Source organism: Bradyrhizobium sp. 160 (genome assembly GCF_023073735.1).
Taxonomy (GTDB): domain Bacteria; phylum Pseudomonadota; class Alphaproteobacteria; order Rhizobiales; family Xanthobacteraceae; genus Bradyrhizobium.
This window is the reverse complement of record NZ_JADPKD010000063.1, coordinates 149,056-164,744: the sequence shown is the minus strand read 5'-3', so window position 1 is coordinate 164,744 and position 15,689 is coordinate 149,056. Positions and strand designations below refer to the sequence as shown.

Genomic DNA, 15,689 nt, shown 5'->3' with positions numbered 1-15,689 from the left:
ATGGGACGGCGATGCCTGTTGTCAGGCTAGCTGACGTTTTCCTCGTTGACCGGGGGGCACACGGGAGTTCCATCGGCCGGTGCGTTCAAGTCAGTATGGGAGGCCGCGTGGTCACTTTCACGATATTTCAAGCGCGATTTCTCCTGACCCTTCGCAGCTTCACCGTCCTGACACGGCATCATCGACAGTTACCACGAATCCAAGCCGACATGTCTAAAGGCTGGCTCAGGTGCTGCTGCGACTATTCCACACTTAGCGCCGAGGTAGCGGCGTTAGTCCTTCGACACTCCTTGTAATAACTTAGACCTGGTGGTGGCGGCAACCATTCGCATGCTGTGTCTCGCGAATGGCATTGACCGCGAAACAGCAACAATTCATCTATGAATTCCTACTGGACCTGAACGCGACCCAGGCCGCGATCCGTGCCGGCTATAACCCGAAGACCGCGCACGTCCAGGCTCGCAACTATTGGCCCTTCCCGAAATCAGCACGGCGATCGATGCCGCCAAGCTCCAGCGCTCAGAGCGTACGGAAATCGACGCTGACTGGATGTTGCGTCGCCTCGTTGATGAGCCTGAGGCCGATCTTGCCGACCTGTACGACGAGCGCGGCGATCTCAAGCCTATAGAGGAATGGCCAAAAATCTGGCGGCGGGGTCTCGTTGCCTGTGTCGAGATCGACGCGCTGTACGATGGAGCGGGCGACAATCGGCGGCAAGTCGGCCATGTGAAGAAAATCAGGTTGAGCGATCGTCTGCGCCGCCTGGAGCTGATCGGTAAGCACGTCCGGGTGAATGCGTTCCAGGATCAGGTTGCGATGAGCGGGGTCGAGGGGCTGGCGGACCGGATCGCCCGCGCCAAACTTCGCAGCGGAAGCGATGGCTAACCTGATGGTCAAAAGAGGGGCATGCGCAGCCGAGCGTGATGCACAACGGCCGGCGGCATCGACCCGCGCGATGGCGGCGGCGCGAGCGCAACGAGGCCTTCGAAATCACCGTCTGCAGGGAGGCATGGCCTAACTACCATCGGCTCGCGCCCAGGAAATTTGCGCGCTCCCTTCAAGGGCAAAACTTCTTTGTGACGGTTGCCCCGATCCACTGCATCATCCCCTTTCAGCGCAAATATCTGTATGTTTTGGCAAATTCGATTGATTCCAACATTGGCTCGCTCATGCACCCCGTCTTTTCTGTAACCTCTGAAGAAATTCAAAATCTTACGGATGTGCAAGCGCGAGAATTGGTCGCGAGACTCTGTAAGTCGGAACTACGGGTCAAGGACATCTCATCGGCTGCGGTGAGTTGGGGAGGAGATCAACGAGCAAAGGATGGGGGTGTTGACGTTCGCGTTGATGTAAGTCCACCGCGCGGGATTGGCGGTTATGTCAAGAAAGATCGCTGCGCCTTTCAGGTGAAGGCGGAGACCTTTGGCGCGTCAAAGATACCGGGTGAAATGGCACCGAAGGGCGCCCTCCGCCCAGCTATATTGGACCTTGCGGCAAGCGGTGGTGCTTATGTCATTGCTTCAACGAGAGATAATCTTTCGGATAGCTCGCTAGCTGATCGAAAAGCAGCGATGGAAAAGTGTTTGGCTCGATTTTCCCTGGCCGGCAAGGTTGAGATCGATTTCTTCGATTGTCGCCGTATCGCAGATTGGGTCGAACAGCATCCAGCGATGGCAATTTGGGTAAAATCTGCTTCGGGAAAACCGCTGGTAGGCTGGAAGCCATATGGTCCGTGGGCATATCAAGAACACGACGCGGACGCTGAATACCTCATCGATGATCGCGTCAAGATTTTTGTCCCAGAAGCTGACGAGGGGATCGACGTCTCATCTGCCATAAGACGACTTCGAACGGATTTGAGCAGGAGCGTATCCGTTAGACTGGTGGGCTTATCGGGGGTAGGCAAAACGAGGCTTGTCCAGGCCCTGTTCGACAAACGGATATGCACGGACCAGCCGGCGCTTGATCCGGAAAACGTAATTTATGCAGACCTGTCGGACACCGTCGCACCGCAACCGGTCATGATGGTTGAGTCTCTCGTCGAATCGGCTGCTGACTGTGTAGTCGTTGTCGATAACTGCGGTCCTGATGTGCATCAGAGGCTGACCGAAATTGCAAAGCGACCGGGAAGCAAAATACGACTTATCACTGTTGAATATGATATTCGTGATGATCTACCTGAGGGTACTGTTTGCTATCGTCTCGAAGGTTCTTCTGACGAAATAATAAAAAGCCTTCTGAAGCGCCGGTTCAATCTCCTTTCAGAAAATGACGTCGACAAAATTGCGGAGTTCTCAGATGGTAATGCCCGCGTTGCCTATGCTCTCGCGTCCACTAGCGAGGCAAAAGGCGAGCTTGCCCGGCTTCGAGATAGCGAGCTCTTTCATCGCCTTTTTCATCAGAAGAATGTTGAAAGTAGCGAACTCTTGATTTGTGCTGAGACTGCTAGCCTTCTGTATTCCTTCGACGGGCAGAACGCATCGGATGGTTCCGAGATAAGCATTCTGGCCGGGTTGGCTGAAGTCTCAGAAGTTGCCTTTCTACGCAACGTGATTCAGTTGCAAAGGCGCGGTCTAGTCCAACAGCGCGGTAAATGGCGCGCCGTGCTTCCTCACGCAATTTCCAATCGTTTGGCCGCAAATGCCGTGGAGATGTACCAGCCAGAGCGCCTGAAACGCCTCCTGATTGACAATGCCTCTGGTCGTGTAGCCCGGTCGTTCTCTCGCCGACTTGGATACTTGCATATTTCAAGGCGCGCGGCAGAAATGGTCTCATCATGGCTTAAACCTGATGGGCTGCTCGGCGATTTGACAACATTGAATGACCTTGGCCGCGCAATCTTCAGCAATGTGGCGCCGGTAAGTGAAGAGGCAGCGTTGGCCGCCCTGGAGCGGGCGGTTACGGACAGCGATTTCACGTCTACCGACAATCTGAGCCGACGTGAGTTTGCTCGTGTCGCGAGATCGATTGCGTATGATCCGCGTTTTTTTGACCGCGCGGTCCAGGTGCTTGTCCGCTTTGCATTGGCTGAGCCGGTTCATTACAACTACGAACCCGCTCGCGATGTTCTCAGGTCGTTGTTCTTTTGCCGTCTCTCTGGAACCGAAGCCAAGTCCGCGCAAAGGTCCCAAGTCGTTCGAACGCTCCTATTCTCAACCGACGAGCGCGAGCGAAAGCTCGGGTTCGTGCTCTTGGATGCGGCTCTGGAGGCTTGGCATTTCACATCCTTGCACGGATTTGAATTCGGCGCTCGAAGGCGTGGCTTCGGATGGTGGCCTCGAACGCAAGATGATGTTCGAGAGTGGTACACGCCCTTTCTGAGTATTGCGGTTGAGCTCGGCGGCACAAACACGAACCAAGGCCGAGAGGCGAGGTCGGTCCTAGGCGAGTCAGTTCGCGGCCTTTGGGTGCGAGCCCGATTGACGGATGAGATCGTCAGGGTAGCTGAAGTGCTGAAGGCGATAGATGGTTGGCCCGACGGCTGGCTAGGTACGCGGCGCATACTTCAGTGGGATAAGGATGCTCTCAGCGGCGAGTCGCTTACCCAGCTTCGAACGCTAGAGATTGAATTGAGACCGCGTGATTTGAGAGCGCAGATCGGCGCGAGAGTTCTCGCTCGCGGATCGTTCACGGATGATATCGATCCTATCGAAACGGAGGAGGGCGAGCGAGCCGGTGCTGCCTCTCGATTCCGGACGTCAGAGAAGGTGGCTGAGAATCTTGGAAAAAGCGCAGCACACGAAGAGAGCCTCTTGCTCGAAATTTTGCCGGACCTACTTCGCCATAGCAGCAACAGCAAAGTTTGGAACTTCGGATTTGGCATAGGTCAAGAAAGCGGGGATGTAGTTGGGTTGATGGAGAAGGCTCGGGCTTTGATCGTCGATGCCTTGTCGGGTTCGCTAAGCCTGATTTTCATCCGCGGTGTGCTCTCCGGCTGGCACAAAGCGAATCCGATGCAAGTGGCATCCTTCCTGGATCGTGCGCTCTATGACGAAGTTTGGGGGAAGTGGTTTCCTGAGCTTCAGCTCTGCGTGCAGCTCGACACCAGTGGCTACGAACGATTGTCGAAATCGCTTGAGCTGGGTACTTCTCCGATATGGCAGTACCAATACTTGGGCATGGGGCGAGCGACCGATCCGCTGTCCATTGGGCAGATCTCGAATTTGGTCGTCGGCATTTCAAAAAAGCTAAACGGCCTTGCGGTGGCTTTCGACGTATTGAGCATGGTTATTCACTGTGCAGCGGAAAAGGACGATTTGTACCGCAGTAAACTTGGACGCTTCTCTGTTGAATTCCTTCGGAACTTGGATTGGTCGAATTTTCCGACCGACAACGATAGCTTGGACCACGACCTTAATGTAATTCTGGAATTTGCTCTTGGTGCGCCAGAAGCGGAGGCCGACAAGCTGGACATATTGCGCAATCTGATTGCGTTTGAACGATCCTCGCCGCGATCCTACTCTTACAAGCGGGGCCAACTGCTCGCCCCCTTTTTCAAGTACTATCCGAGAGCGACGCTCGATGCGATTTATGTCCCCGACGACGATGGAGCCTTCCGCACGGCCATGAGAGTCGTTTCCGAAACCAATATCGACAGAGAGGAAACGGCCGTTTGGAGAGTTCCAGCCGATGCGCTCATAGAATGGTGCGAAACCTCCCCTACTGATAGATTTGTCTTCGCCGCTGAGACCTGCCGCCTCTTCGAAAAAAGCTCCGAAGATTCGGAATCCCAAACAATCGCGGACGTGGCGGTGCGCATCCTTGCGGCGGCGGATGACAAGGGGAGGGTTCTAAATATCTTTATCAGCCGTTTTCGACCCAAGAGCTGGTCGGGCCCTCTCTCAGCGGTCCTTCGCGAGCGTTTGCCTTTGCTTGGTAAATTGAATTCGACAGGCGATTCTGCGATGCAGGGGAAAATTGACGAAGCTCAGAAGGAGTTCTCCGATTGGATTTCTAAAGAAGAGAAAAGGGAAGAAAACGAAGAGAGGGCGCGAAGCGAAAGCTTCGAATAGACGTAGTTTTCAGATCGCTTTAGTTTCGAGCATGCGTTGCCTGACAGGCAAAGGGCAACGCGCCGCTTTTAGCACGACAGGACAACGTGGCATCGCGTGTTGCCCCTACAAATCGGATCGATTGCCGAAGCAAACGCATCGCCGCCACAGAAGGTTCAGATGGAAACGATTGGGCGGAGCCACTGATAATGAGGTCCTGTGCAGAAAACTTTCGACCTATCGAGTCGACTGCCTGCCGCAATCTCCATGAGTCAGAATGTCGCGGCGACATGCGGGCCTGCCGCTGTTACGAATGCGTCAACGGACGTTGACATATTTGTGACGAGGACCATGACACGGCACAACGGGAAATTCGTCGCGTACTATCGGGTCTCGACCGGCAAGCAAGGCAAGAGCGGGCTCGGGATCGACGCACAGCGCGCGGCAGTCGCGGCCTACCTGAATGGCGGTAGCTGGTCCATTGTCGCAGAGTTCACTGAGATCGAGAGCGGCAAGCGATCGGACCGCCTGGAGCTGGACAAGGCGTTGGCCGCGGCAAGGCTCCATCGCGCTGCCCTGGTGGTTAGCAAGGTAGACCGTCTTACCCGGTCGGTCGCCTTTCTATCCAAATTGCTCGAAGCTGGCGTTGACGTTCGGTTCGCCGATCTCCCCGCGATCGAAGGCGCAACCGGCCGATTCCTCCTTCAGCAGATGGTCGCCGTCGCTGAACTTGAAGCGGGCATGATCTCGGCCCGCACTAAGGCCGCGTTGGCCGCGGCTAAGCGGCGTGGCAAAAAGCTCGGTGGCAACCGTGGCGTTGTCCCCGGCGCGAAGATGCACGCGGCCTCCAGGAAGGCGCTGCATGAGCGGTCTGTGGCACGGGCGGCGGATATCGCTCCGGTGATCCGCGAGCTACAGGCATCTGGGAAAACGAGCCTGCGTGCCATCGCAAGCGGACTGAACGAAGCCGGCATTCCGACGAGCCGCGGCACTGGCCAGTGGTCAGCGGTGCAAGTCAGTCGAGTCCTTGAGCGGCTTGCCTAGCTTCACGCGCCCGTTGCGGCAAACCAGACTTGCCAGACAGAAAGCCAGGCCCAGCGCTGGGCATTGATTTTGGCGAGGCGCCGCCTCAATCTAGCTGATTGATGGCGGTTCGTGGGAGTAGCGTTCATGCGCCGGCATTGCTTGGGCCGGCTTGTTCAGGCAGCGGCGGTGAATCTGGGGGCGGCGCCTCGGCGCCTGGGATTTGGTCCAGGTAGGCGTCAAGATCGACCGGATAGATACTGTAGTTCTGTTGCCCTTTGAGCAGCGCGGAATAAAACCGGAGAAGGCCGTGACGATCCCAGCCGTACAGCTCGGTCGCAGGCTTGTAAGCCAACCTTCCCGCGAACCAATCATTCTTCAATATGCAAACACCATGGATGAAGGTGTCTGGATTTTCCAGATTTGCTGAAAGCTTTTTTCTAAAATCGGAATAGGTTCTGCCGAACCCTTTTTGCTCGAAAGCGATAACATAGTTGCGCGGCGGGACATTGAGGACTCGTTTGATAGGGGCAGAAACCAAGCGATCTCCTTTGTCTGAACGCCGGAACGACGTAGTGCCGCTGGCTTCCAAGCGATCGAAGCTTCCGAATTGCGGCCAGGGATTTGTGAAGTTCGGCCTTAGTAAGCACCGACTTCACTTCGATCGTCGCGTGAACGATCTCAACGGGAAAAAGGCATGCTCCAAACTCAGATAGAAGAGGGGCGTTGTGAAAATTGTCATAAATCACGATATCGATTTGAGGGCTGCAATCACCACTCGCGGAGATGACCACGCCAGTGCCGATCGAAAAGCGCTTCGGCAAAATGCGTCTGAGAATGCTCTTAATGATCTCCTCGGCGATGCGACCACGTTCTCCCATGTGTGGCATGAGCGTAGCGAGCTCCTGCCGAGATTGATCGGCTATCAGTTGGAGCATACGCAAATACGTGAGGTGCTGATCTACCCTGCGCGTGGTTCCTGAAACCTTCATCCCCCCGGTATTCCTCGGCTTTCAATTGGCGCGCCGCGGCCATTCGTCAGTCTGGCGCTCGAGGAGATGGTCCTGTAGCGGCTTCCAGTTCGCTAGGATCGTCATCAGCGATTTGGCCGCTGAAAAGCTCAATTCGACCAAATGCACTTGGCCGCCTAACGAGTCCATTTGCACTTGAATCGTTGGGTTGCTGGAATCGGCGAACGCGCCGAGTTCGCTTGCGGACGGACAAGATGTGATCAGCGGAAGCTTAATCGGCGTCATTGGCCCAAGCGATCTTCCTATATCGCGCCACCGGCAACAAATCCGCCATGCGCGCTTCCTAACTCACTCGGTGTGCTAGCGATCGGCCAAATCACGCCGCGATCGCAACTGATTCTCCCCATTCCATTCCGAACGTACAGAATTCGCGAGTATTACAAAGAGAAATCTGCGGATTTTGATTTCGCCATTCGGAGTTCGATCCCTCCCGCCCCAGCAAATTGATATTGCTAGAGAATTTTGCTTTCACACCTGGGGCATTCTGACAAAATTTTAGCCCATCGTTCCGACAAAGCCGCCGTTTGCCTCGGCCACAGCCTTCCGTTGCAGCGGACAAGATTGTTTCATATCGCTTGTGCGGTATGTTTTGCGGATTCGGTCGGAATCGGCTGCGGCCTTCGCAGGCGATCTGAGTTTGCTCTGCGATCAATAACCTGACGAATCAGTCAGGATAATGAGGTCGCCGATCGCCGTGTTAGAAATGTCAGGTGATAACAAGATGAAATGCTGCGGTGTTGAGATTACTGGCAGTGAGGTAATTCTGGTGACTGTCGAAAAAGGAGAAGATGGTGATTTCAAAATCATCCCATCACAGTCAACGAGGATTGTCCTCCACGACAGTTCCGATCAAGGCTCAGTTCGCAGCTTTTACGACGCGATTTGCGCATTTGTGAAAAATCATGGTGTGTTGGATTTGGCTGTGCGTGGGCGAAACGCGAAGGGCGAGTTCGCTGGCGGTGCGATGACCTTCAAAATTGAGGGTCTATTGCAGATTGTTGACGGATGCTCAGTTCAGATTTTGCACCCTACGACGATCGCAGCTTCAAAAAGAAAGCACGATTTCGAAGCACCTAGTGATGCCTTCAAATATCAAAAGAATGCCTTTCAAGCAGCGTGTTGCTTTTTGTTGAAGTAACGATGACACCACTTTTAAAAGACCCCGCCGCCCCCGAAGAGATTGTCGCTGAACTAGAGAACCTCTCGCCAAAGTACGACATAAAAGTTCATACTAGGCAGGGAGGCAACGGGTTTATATTCTCCGCGACAAACCGGATTTTGCAGTCCGAGGTCATCATCAAATTCTACTATTGGGGAGGACAAAAAAGCTCCATGCGGAGCCGCAAGCCCTTATGTCCCTACAATCTCCTTACGTCCTACAGGTACTCGAGGCGGGATATGCGGGCAATGAATGGGCCTATTTTGTTACGCCGCATTGTGCCGAAGGAGACCTCGATAATCTTCTCCAAGCTAACCAAACGTCGAATCTAGCCGCGCTGGATAAATGCTCAAATATCCTGATGGGTCTTGCAGAGCTGCATGGGCGACGGCTGCTTCATCGCGACATCAAGCCGGAGAACGTTTACCTGCACAATGAAAAGGCGATCATCGGAGATTTTGGCTCGATAGCAAAATTGCCTGAAGGGAATGATGCAGTTGTAGCGTCCAAACACGCTGTGCTCTATCGTCCACCAGAATCTGTGGTGTCGAACACATACGGATTTGGCGGTGATATCTATCAATGTGGGGTCGTGCTCTATCAACTGTTAGGAGGAGCGCTCCCTTATGACGAAATAAACTGGTTAAACAAAACGCAGAAGCTGAAATATCAAAAGCTGCCGTATCCTGATAGCACGCTCTATGCTGATGATTGTATCCGTGAAAGGATCGCCAAGGGTAGGCTGTTGGACTTCTCTACGATAAACGCCTGGGCGCCGGATGGCCTTGTTAAAATTGCGCGTAGAGCTTGCTCAAGAGATCCGAAAGCGAGATTTTCGTCAGTCGCTGAGTTTTTGGCAAGGTTGTCTGAGACGCGCGCCTTTGTCCACGATTGGAAGCGTACAAGTGAAGACGAACTGATGGTAGAAGGATCGACTTCGTACCTGATTAAGCGGGTCGGTCAGCAGTATCGCATTCTGAAACGCAAAAGTTCGTCCGAATGGCGCTCCGACAACACAATTACGGGTGGATCCGATCTTAAGAAGATCGTTCGCGACATCGAAGCCAAGCTTTGATGCCAAACCGGGGGCCGCGAGCATCGCTTCTCGGTGCGCTTGGCGTATCTGGCATAAGACTGTTGGGTGCGGTGCGCGGGAGGGGCGCGGCCCCGTCAACTCCAGTTCGGTCATGACGCCGTGCCGGCATGCATCGAAGGTGAAGTGCGCGTGCATGTCTAGGACCTTGCGAATGCGCTGGTCCTTGTACTGCATCGTGCTCACGCCAAACGTTCAGCGCTTGCGGGGACCCCTTTCCGGGAGAAACATTCACCATGTGCTCGCCAAGGCGCGGCAAGCGCGCGAGCATCTCTTCGGCGTCTTCGTAAAAACTTGCCGCCGTCCGCCTCTAGGGCGTTCCGACAAGCCGGAATCCCCTAGTGTTATCAGTGGGAGAACAGAGGGCGAATTGTGGGAACGCGCGTTGATTTTATTGAGGTTCTCAGCGGATTTTGATTCCGCCATTCGGAGGTTCGATCCCTCCCGCCCCAGCCAGAAGCTCCGCTTGATCCGATCCTGCCCCGCTGCGTGGATCAACGAGCGGCGAACCGGTGTTCGGCAAGTCCCTGCGCGATGCGTGAATGGCAAGCAGATGGCCGGCTTCGGACTCCCGGTCCAATTGCATGGGGTCGAGGAATTTTCTTGCGGTGGTGATGAACATGGTGGTCAGGTCACGACCGCCGAAGCAAACGCATGTCGGATTGGTCACGGGGAGGGGAATGATCGTGTCGATCCGGCCGTCCGGCCGATAGCGCACGATCCGGCCGCCGGAGAAGAACGCGGTCCAGAGCCCGCCATTGACGTCGACGCAGGCGCCGTCCGGTCGCTCTTTCGAGGCGGTATAGTCTGCGAACAGTCTTCTGTTGCCGATCACGCCATCATCAAGGTCGAAGTCGAACTGCCAGGTGCAGTATCGCCGCGTATCGGTGAAGTAGAGCGTGCGATTGTCCGGCGAAAACGCAACTCCGTTGCTGACGATGACGCCCGCGAACATCGGCGTGGCTGCACTGCCGTCGACGCGATAGAGCGAGCCGTTCGGCCGGTGCAGATCATTGTCCATCGTCCCGATCCACAGGCGGCCGCGCGCATCGACCCGTCCGTCGTTGAGCCGATTGTCGCGTCCCGTCTCGACTTCGCAGAAGCGGCTCGATCGCCGGCTTGCAGCATCGTAGCGAAACAGCCCCAGATCCTGCGCGAGGATGTGCGAGCCGTCCGACACCAGCGCCTGGCTTCCGAGAAACCGGCAATTGTGGCGAGTTGTCCGGTGAGCACCGGTCGACGGATCGAACGATTGATGAAGCTGGCGGTCGATATCGATCCACCACAGCTTGTTTAAGCGGCTGCACCACAAGGGCGTCTCGCCCAGCACGTCGCCGGCCGGCACCGCGGTTTGCACCTTGTCGGCAGCGATGATCCTCGCCGTCACCGTGCGCTCCTTCAGCGCAGCGCGCTGTTGGCGAGCGCATCGGCAACACAGTTGTTGACATGCGCGCAGAGCACCTTCTGCGCCGTCTCGGCGTCGCGCTTCAGCGCGCATTCCAGCAGTGCCCTGTGCTGCTCGGCCGGCTCGGCGCCACGATAGCGGAAAGCCACCATCTGGTAGCGGAAGTATTTGTCGAAGACGAGGCTGTGCGTTTCCATCAGCAGGCGCGACCCGCAATTCGAGATCAGCGCCTGGTGAAACTCGCCATCATAGCGCTTCCATTGCTCCGGCTCGCCGATCCCCGAGTCCATCAGCCGCTCCGTCGAGGCGAGCTTGTGATGGGCCGAGACGATGCGTCCCTCCCATTCGACGTCGGCGCTGGCGAAAGAGATCGCCATGGCGTGCGACTCCAGCAAAAGCCGCAAGCCGGCGAGCTCGCGCAGATTATCGGCGGACACCCCGGCAACTTCGAAGCCGCGCTTGCCTTCTGCGGCCACGAAGCCTTCCGCCGCCAGCCGGCTCAGGATCTCGCGCAGCGTGCTGACGCTCACGCCATAGCTCTCGCGCAGCGCTTCGAGCCTGAGCCGATGGGCTGGCTTCAGCCGTCCGAAAACGATGTCAGCTCGGATTCTGCGATAGCAGTCCTCGCCGATCGCTGATTCCTCTTTATCAATCAAGGGCATCGTCCGGTCTCCCATGCAAGTATATGATAATTCGAAATTCATATGATGAAAGTGATTTCATACTTTGACTCCGATAATACCCTATGTTTATGCTCCCCAATAAGCCGCGGCCTCAGATCGCGGCGTGATCGAGGGAGGTGGGCATGCAGAGGAAAATGCTGGGCTGGGCCGTCATCGCGGTGGGGGCAGTTCTCGCCGTGCTACCTGCGGTTGCGCAGGTGCAGGAGCGGACGATCCGCTGGGGGCACCTCAACAACACCGACCACCCCGTCAGCCTCGGCGTGCAGAAATTTGCCGAGGTCCTGGCCGCCAAGAGCGGGGGCAAGCTGAAGATTCGCGAATTTGCCGCGTCCCAGCTCGGAAACGAATTGCAGCAGCAATCGGCCGTCCGCGGCGGCACCCAGGAAATCTTCTCGGCGTCGACCACCTCGCTCGCCAGCGTCGTCAAGGATCTTGGCCTGTTCGATTTCCCCTTCAGCGTCGCCACCTTCGACCAGGCGACCGCACTTGCCGATGGACCGTTCGGCAAGACGATGATGGACCTCCTGCCCGAGAAGGACCTGATCGCGCTCGGCTATTGGGGGCTGGGCTTCCGCAACGTCACCAACAGCAGAGGGCCGGTGGCGAAGCTCGAAGATCTCGCCGGCCTGAAGCTGCGTGTGATTCCGAACCCGGTCTATTTGGAGACCTTCAAGGCCTTCAAGGCCAACCCGGTGCCGATGGCGTTCGGCGAGCTCTACACCGCCCTCGAGAACAAGACGGTCGACGGTCAGGAAAATCCCTACAGCGTCATCCTGTCCAACAAATTCTACGAGGTGCAGAAATACGTCTCGGCGACCAACCACACGTTCACCCAGAACATCATCATCGTGAGCAAGAAGTTCTGGGACAAGCTCTCGCCCGAGGAGCAGAAGATGTTCCGCGACACCTACGCGGAGACGGTCCAGTATCAGCGCGAGCAGACCAAACTCGCCGCCGATCGGGCGCTCGGCGAGCTGAAGGCCAAGGGCATGCAGTTCAACGAGATCGCGCCGGCGGAATATGCGCGGATGCAGGAGGCGGTGAAGCCCGTCATCGAGAAGTTCTCCAGCGAATACGATCCGGGCAAGGTGAAGCTCTTCAACGCCGAGCTCGCGCGCATTCGCAGCGCGATCAAGTGACGAGGCGGTAGGTAAAGCGAATGGCAAAGGTCCTCGACGCTTATTGCGAGGTGTTGAAGGCAGCGGTCGCCGTTTGCCTTGCTGCGATGGTCGTGCTCGTTTTCAGCAACGTGGTGCTGCGCTACATCTTCAATTCGGGTATCGCGGTATCCGAGGAGCTGTCGCGCTGGCTCCTGGTGTGGCTGACCTTTCTCGGCGCCATCGTCGCACTGCGCCAGCACGCACATCTCGGCGTCGATACGCTCGTGCGTGCGCTGCCGCCGCGAGGCAGGATTCTCTGCTTCGTGGTCAGCTACCTCCTGATGCTCTATGCCGATTGGCTGCTGACGCTCGGAAGCTGGAAGCAAGCCGTTCTGACCTTCGGCGACACCGCGCCGGCGTCGGGTATCTCGGTCGGGCTTTTCTTCTACTCGTCCGGGCTCGTCTTCGGCGTCTCGGCGGCCACCATTCTCGCTTACGATCTCTTCCAGGTCGTCACCGGCGCGGCGAGCGGCGAAGACCTCATTGCCGTGAAGGAAAGCGACGGGCACAGCTGAGCTCCGCAAGCCCTGTTCTCGGCCGGATTGCACCATGACGATTGTCGTCTTCACAGTCTCGCTCCTCGGCGCCATGGCGCTGGGCATGCCGATCGCGTTTGCGCTGATCGTCTGCGGCATCGCCTTGATGCACTTCCTCGACATATTCGACTCCCAGATCGTCGCGCAGAACATCATCAACGGCGCTGACAGTTTCCCGCTGATGGCGGTACCGTTCTTCATGCTTGCCGGCGAAATCATGAACAAGGGCGGGCTTGCCAGGCGAATCGTGGACATCGCGTTCGCGGTCGTCGGCCACGTGCGGGGCGGGCTCGGCTATGTCGCGATCCTGGCATCCTGCGCGCTCGCCTCGCTGTCCGGATCGGCGGCGGCGGATGCTGCGGCGCTGGCCGCCCTGCTGGTCCCGATGATGGTCGCGGCAGGCCACAAGAAGATGTACGCGGCCGGGCTGGTCGCGGCGGGAGGGATCATCGCACCTGTCATCCCACCGAGCATCGGCTTCGTCTTGTTCGGTGTCGCCGGCGGCGTGTCGATCTCGAAGCTGTTTCTCGCCGGCATCGTGCCCGGGCTGCTGCTCGGCCTCGGCCTTTGTGTTGCGTGGTGGTGGGTCGCCCGTGACGAGAACATCGAAAGCCCGCCGCGCAAGTCCTTTCGTGAGATAGCGAAAGCGGTGTCCGACGGATTTTGGGCGCTGATGCTGCCGGTCATCGTCGTCGTCGGTTTGCGTTTCGGCATTTTCACGCCGACCGAAGCGGCAGTCGTGGTGGCGGTCTATGCGTTATTCGTCGCCACCTGCATCTACCGGGAGCTGAACCTCTCGCAGCTCTACGAGGTGATGGTCTCGGCGGCGCTCAGCACAAGCATCGTGATGTTTCTGGTCGCGGCAGCGCTGGTCTCGTCCTGGCTCATCACGGTAGCCGAGATCGCGACCCAGGTCGTCGATCTCGTGCACCCGTTCATGGGCAGCCCGACGCTGTTGATGCTCGCGATCATGATCCTCGTCGTCATCGTCGGCACCGCGCTCGATATGGCGCCGACTATCCTGATCCTGACGCCGATCCTCATGCCGATCGTCAAGCAGGCCGGGATCGATCCAGTCTATTTTGGCGTGCTGTTCATCATCAACAATGCGATCGGCCTGATAACGCCGCCAGTGGGCGTCGTGCTGAACGTCGTCTGCGGCGTCTCGCGGATCAGCATGGAGGACGTCATCAAGGGCGTCTGGCCCTTCCTGATCGCGCAACTCGCCGTGTTGCTTCTGATGGTGCTTTTCCCCCAATTGGTCACGGAGCCGGCAAAATGGTTCGGTGGCTAGTCACATCCTGTCGAAAGGAGCGGCCCCATGGCCACCCGGATCATGATCCTGAACGGCCCCAATCTCAATTTCCTCGGCATCAGGGAGCCACACATCTATGGCTCAACGACGCTTGGCGAAATCGAGGCAAGCTGCCTGGAGCTCGCCGGGCTCCTTGATGTCTCGCTGTCGTTTCATCAATCGAATATCGAAGGTGAGCTCGTCGGCCTGATCCAATCGGCTCGTGGCAACGCGGATGCGATTATCATGAACCCGGCGGCGTTCTCGTTCACTTCGATTGCTTTGATCGATGCCTTGAAGATCTTCGATGGCCCCACGATCGAAGTGCACATCTCCAACATTCACGCCCGCGATGAGCTGCACCGGCATTCGATCACGTCCAGCGCGTCGACGGCCGTGATCTGCGGGCTTGGTCCTTACGGCTATATCGCCGCCATTCTGGCGGCCGTTCAGCGGCTCGGACGATTGCCCGATGGCGCGTCCGGCTGCATTGCACGGCTTGAAGCCGAGGAGCAAGGCGTAGAGCAGGGAGGAGCGGATGCGCGGCGCGGGATTTCTGGCAATCTGGAGCGATATCGCGTCTGAGGACCTGACAGATTATCGGCATTGGCTGACCCGCGAGCATACGACGGAACGTGTGACGACGCGGGGCTTTCTCGCCTGCCGTGTCTTCCGCGCGTCGCGCGCCGATATCAACCGCTTCTTCATCTTGTACGAGCTCGAAACGCCTGACGTCCTGGACGGTCCGGCCTATCTGGCGCGCCTCAATTCACCGACGCCCTGGTCGCGGCGCATCATGCCCCGGCTGGGCAATTTCGTTCGCGGCGGGGGCAATGTGACAGTTCGCGCCGGACGCGGCGAAGGCGGCACCGCGATGGTGCTGCGGATCGACCGGCCTCCGGACGATCCGGCAGGGTTTGCCAATGCCATTGCCGGTTGCGACGACGTGGTCGCCGTTCAGATCGGTGCGACGGATCAGGATCGGACCTCAGTTCCGACGGTCGAAAAGGGTATGCGGACGAGCGAAGGCATTTTTGCCGGCCTGCTGATGGTCGAGGCTCTCGACGAGACGGCGCTCCAGGCCGCTTGGCACAAGGCCGCCGAACTGGCGCCTGATGTCGTTGGCCGCCTTGGGAATCCGGAAATTTACCAAGGCATTTTCGCACTCGATGCGCGTATCGCGGATTTCAGCTGATGCGGTCGAGCGGGCGTTCGCAACCAACGGCCTGACACCAGGATGGATAGGCGATGGCGCGCGCGTGGTGTCTCCTTCAGGAGAGGTGGCGATCGGCGCGCGCAGCGGCGTGATTCTGT

At 57.5% G+C, this 15,689-nt stretch carries 14 protein-coding genes and 2 pseudogenes; 11 read left to right on the top strand and 5 right to left on the bottom strand.

Going from position 1 to position 15,689, the window contains the following annotated elements; translation table 11 throughout:
- Positions 1-346 precede the first annotated feature (346 nt).
- From IVA98_RS26390 to IVA98_RS26380, 3 genes and pseudogenes are all read left to right on the top strand, one after another.
- Positions 347-885 (top strand): annotated as a pseudogene (locus tag IVA98_RS26390) (terminase small subunit).
- Positions 886-1,076: 191 nt separating this feature from the next.
- Positions 1,077-5,012 (top strand): P-loop NTPase family protein, encoded by a 3,936-nt coding sequence (locus IVA98_RS26385; RefSeq protein WP_247355761.1) that lies wholly within the window; start codon positions 1,077-1,079, stop codon positions 5,010-5,012.
- Positions 5,013-5,342: 330 nt separating this feature from the next.
- Positions 5,343-6,035: a recombinase family protein gene (locus IVA98_RS26380; protein ID WP_247355760.1), complete on the top strand. Its 693-nt coding sequence runs from the start codon at positions 5,343-5,345 to the stop codon at positions 6,033-6,035.
- A gap of 124 nt (positions 6,036-6,159) precedes the next feature.
- Here the strand turns inward: IVA98_RS26380 and IVA98_RS26375 are convergent, their stop codons facing one another.
- Together IVA98_RS26375 and IVA98_RS37740 are read right to left on the bottom strand one after the other, a co-directional pair.
- A complete protein-coding gene (locus IVA98_RS26375; RefSeq protein ID WP_247355759.1) occupies positions 6,160-6,555 on the bottom strand; it encodes a hypothetical protein in 396 nt (131 codons plus the stop codon).
- Positions 6,455-6,841 (bottom strand): DUF6602 domain-containing protein, encoded by a 387-nt coding sequence (locus IVA98_RS37740; RefSeq protein ID WP_524536415.1) that lies wholly within the window; start codon positions 6,839-6,841, stop codon positions 6,455-6,457. Before IVA98_RS37740 ends, IVA98_RS26375 begins: the two co-directional genes overlap by 101 nt.
- Between IVA98_RS37740 and IVA98_RS26370 the strand changes: the two genes are divergently transcribed.
- Positions 6,743-6,997 (top strand): hypothetical protein, encoded by a 255-nt coding sequence (locus tag IVA98_RS26370; protein ID WP_247355758.1) that lies wholly within the window; start codon positions 6,743-6,745, stop codon positions 6,995-6,997. The two genes, IVA98_RS37740 and IVA98_RS26370, sit on opposite strands and share 99 nt — an antisense overlap.
- A gap of 30 nt (positions 6,998-7,027) precedes the next feature.
- Here IVA98_RS26370 and IVA98_RS26365 read toward each other — a convergent pair whose 3' ends face one another.
- Positions 7,028-7,270, bottom strand: a complete 243-nt coding sequence (locus IVA98_RS26365) for a hypothetical protein (protein ID WP_247355757.1) — start codon at positions 7,268-7,270, stop codon at positions 7,028-7,030.
- 451 nt (positions 7,271-7,721) lie between these two features.
- On the opposite strand from IVA98_RS26365, the gene IVA98_RS26360 reads away from it, so the two are divergent.
- Together IVA98_RS26360 and IVA98_RS26355 are read left to right on the top strand one after the other, a co-directional pair.
- A complete protein-coding gene (locus IVA98_RS26360; RefSeq protein WP_247355756.1) occupies positions 7,722-8,183 on the top strand; it encodes a DUF3010 family protein in 462 nt (153 codons plus the stop codon).
- A gap of 172 nt (positions 8,184-8,355) precedes the next feature.
- Positions 8,356-9,279: a protein kinase domain-containing protein gene (locus tag IVA98_RS26355; protein ID WP_256468182.1), complete on the top strand. Its 924-nt coding sequence runs from the start codon at positions 8,356-8,358 to the stop codon at positions 9,277-9,279.
- 421 nt (positions 9,280-9,700) lie between these two features.
- Here the strand turns inward: IVA98_RS26355 and IVA98_RS26350 are convergent, their stop codons facing one another.
- Positions 9,701-10,684 carry an SMP-30/gluconolactonase/LRE family protein gene (locus tag IVA98_RS26350; RefSeq protein WP_247355754.1) on the bottom strand — a complete coding sequence of 328 codons (984 nt, stop codon included), beginning with the start codon at positions 10,682-10,684 and terminating at the stop codon, positions 9,701-9,703.
- Positions 10,685-10,695: 11 nt separating this feature from the next.
- The gene (locus IVA98_RS26345; protein ID WP_247303190.1) at positions 10,696-11,364 is read right to left on the bottom strand and encodes a GntR family transcriptional regulator; all 669 of its coding nucleotides are present in this window, start codon (positions 11,362-11,364) and stop codon (positions 10,696-10,698) included.
- Between the two features lie 143 nt (positions 11,365-11,507).
- Between IVA98_RS26345 and IVA98_RS26340 the strand changes: the two genes are divergently transcribed.
- From IVA98_RS26340 to IVA98_RS26320, 5 genes and pseudogenes are all read left to right on the top strand, one after another.
- Positions 11,508-12,524 (top strand): TRAP transporter substrate-binding protein, encoded by a 1,017-nt coding sequence (locus IVA98_RS26340; RefSeq protein WP_247303189.1) that lies wholly within the window; start codon positions 11,508-11,510, stop codon positions 12,522-12,524.
- Between the two features lie 20 nt (positions 12,525-12,544).
- Entirely contained in the window at positions 12,545-13,060 is a 516-nt protein-coding gene (locus tag IVA98_RS26335) for a TRAP transporter small permease (protein ID WP_247303188.1), read from the top strand.
- 34 nt (positions 13,061-13,094) lie between these two features.
- Entirely contained in the window at positions 13,095-14,375 is a 1,281-nt protein-coding gene (locus IVA98_RS26330; protein ID WP_247355753.1) for a TRAP transporter large permease subunit, read from the top strand.
- Positions 14,376-14,402: 27 nt separating this feature from the next.
- Positions 14,403-14,898: pseudogene (locus IVA98_RS26325) on the top strand (type II 3-dehydroquinate dehydratase).
- A 15-nt stretch (positions 14,899-14,913) separates the two neighbouring features.
- Complete coding sequence (locus IVA98_RS26320; protein ID WP_247355752.1) at positions 14,914-15,570, top strand: hypothetical protein; 657 nt, start codon at positions 14,914-14,916, stop codon at positions 15,568-15,570.
- Positions 15,571-15,689 lie beyond the last annotated feature (119 nt).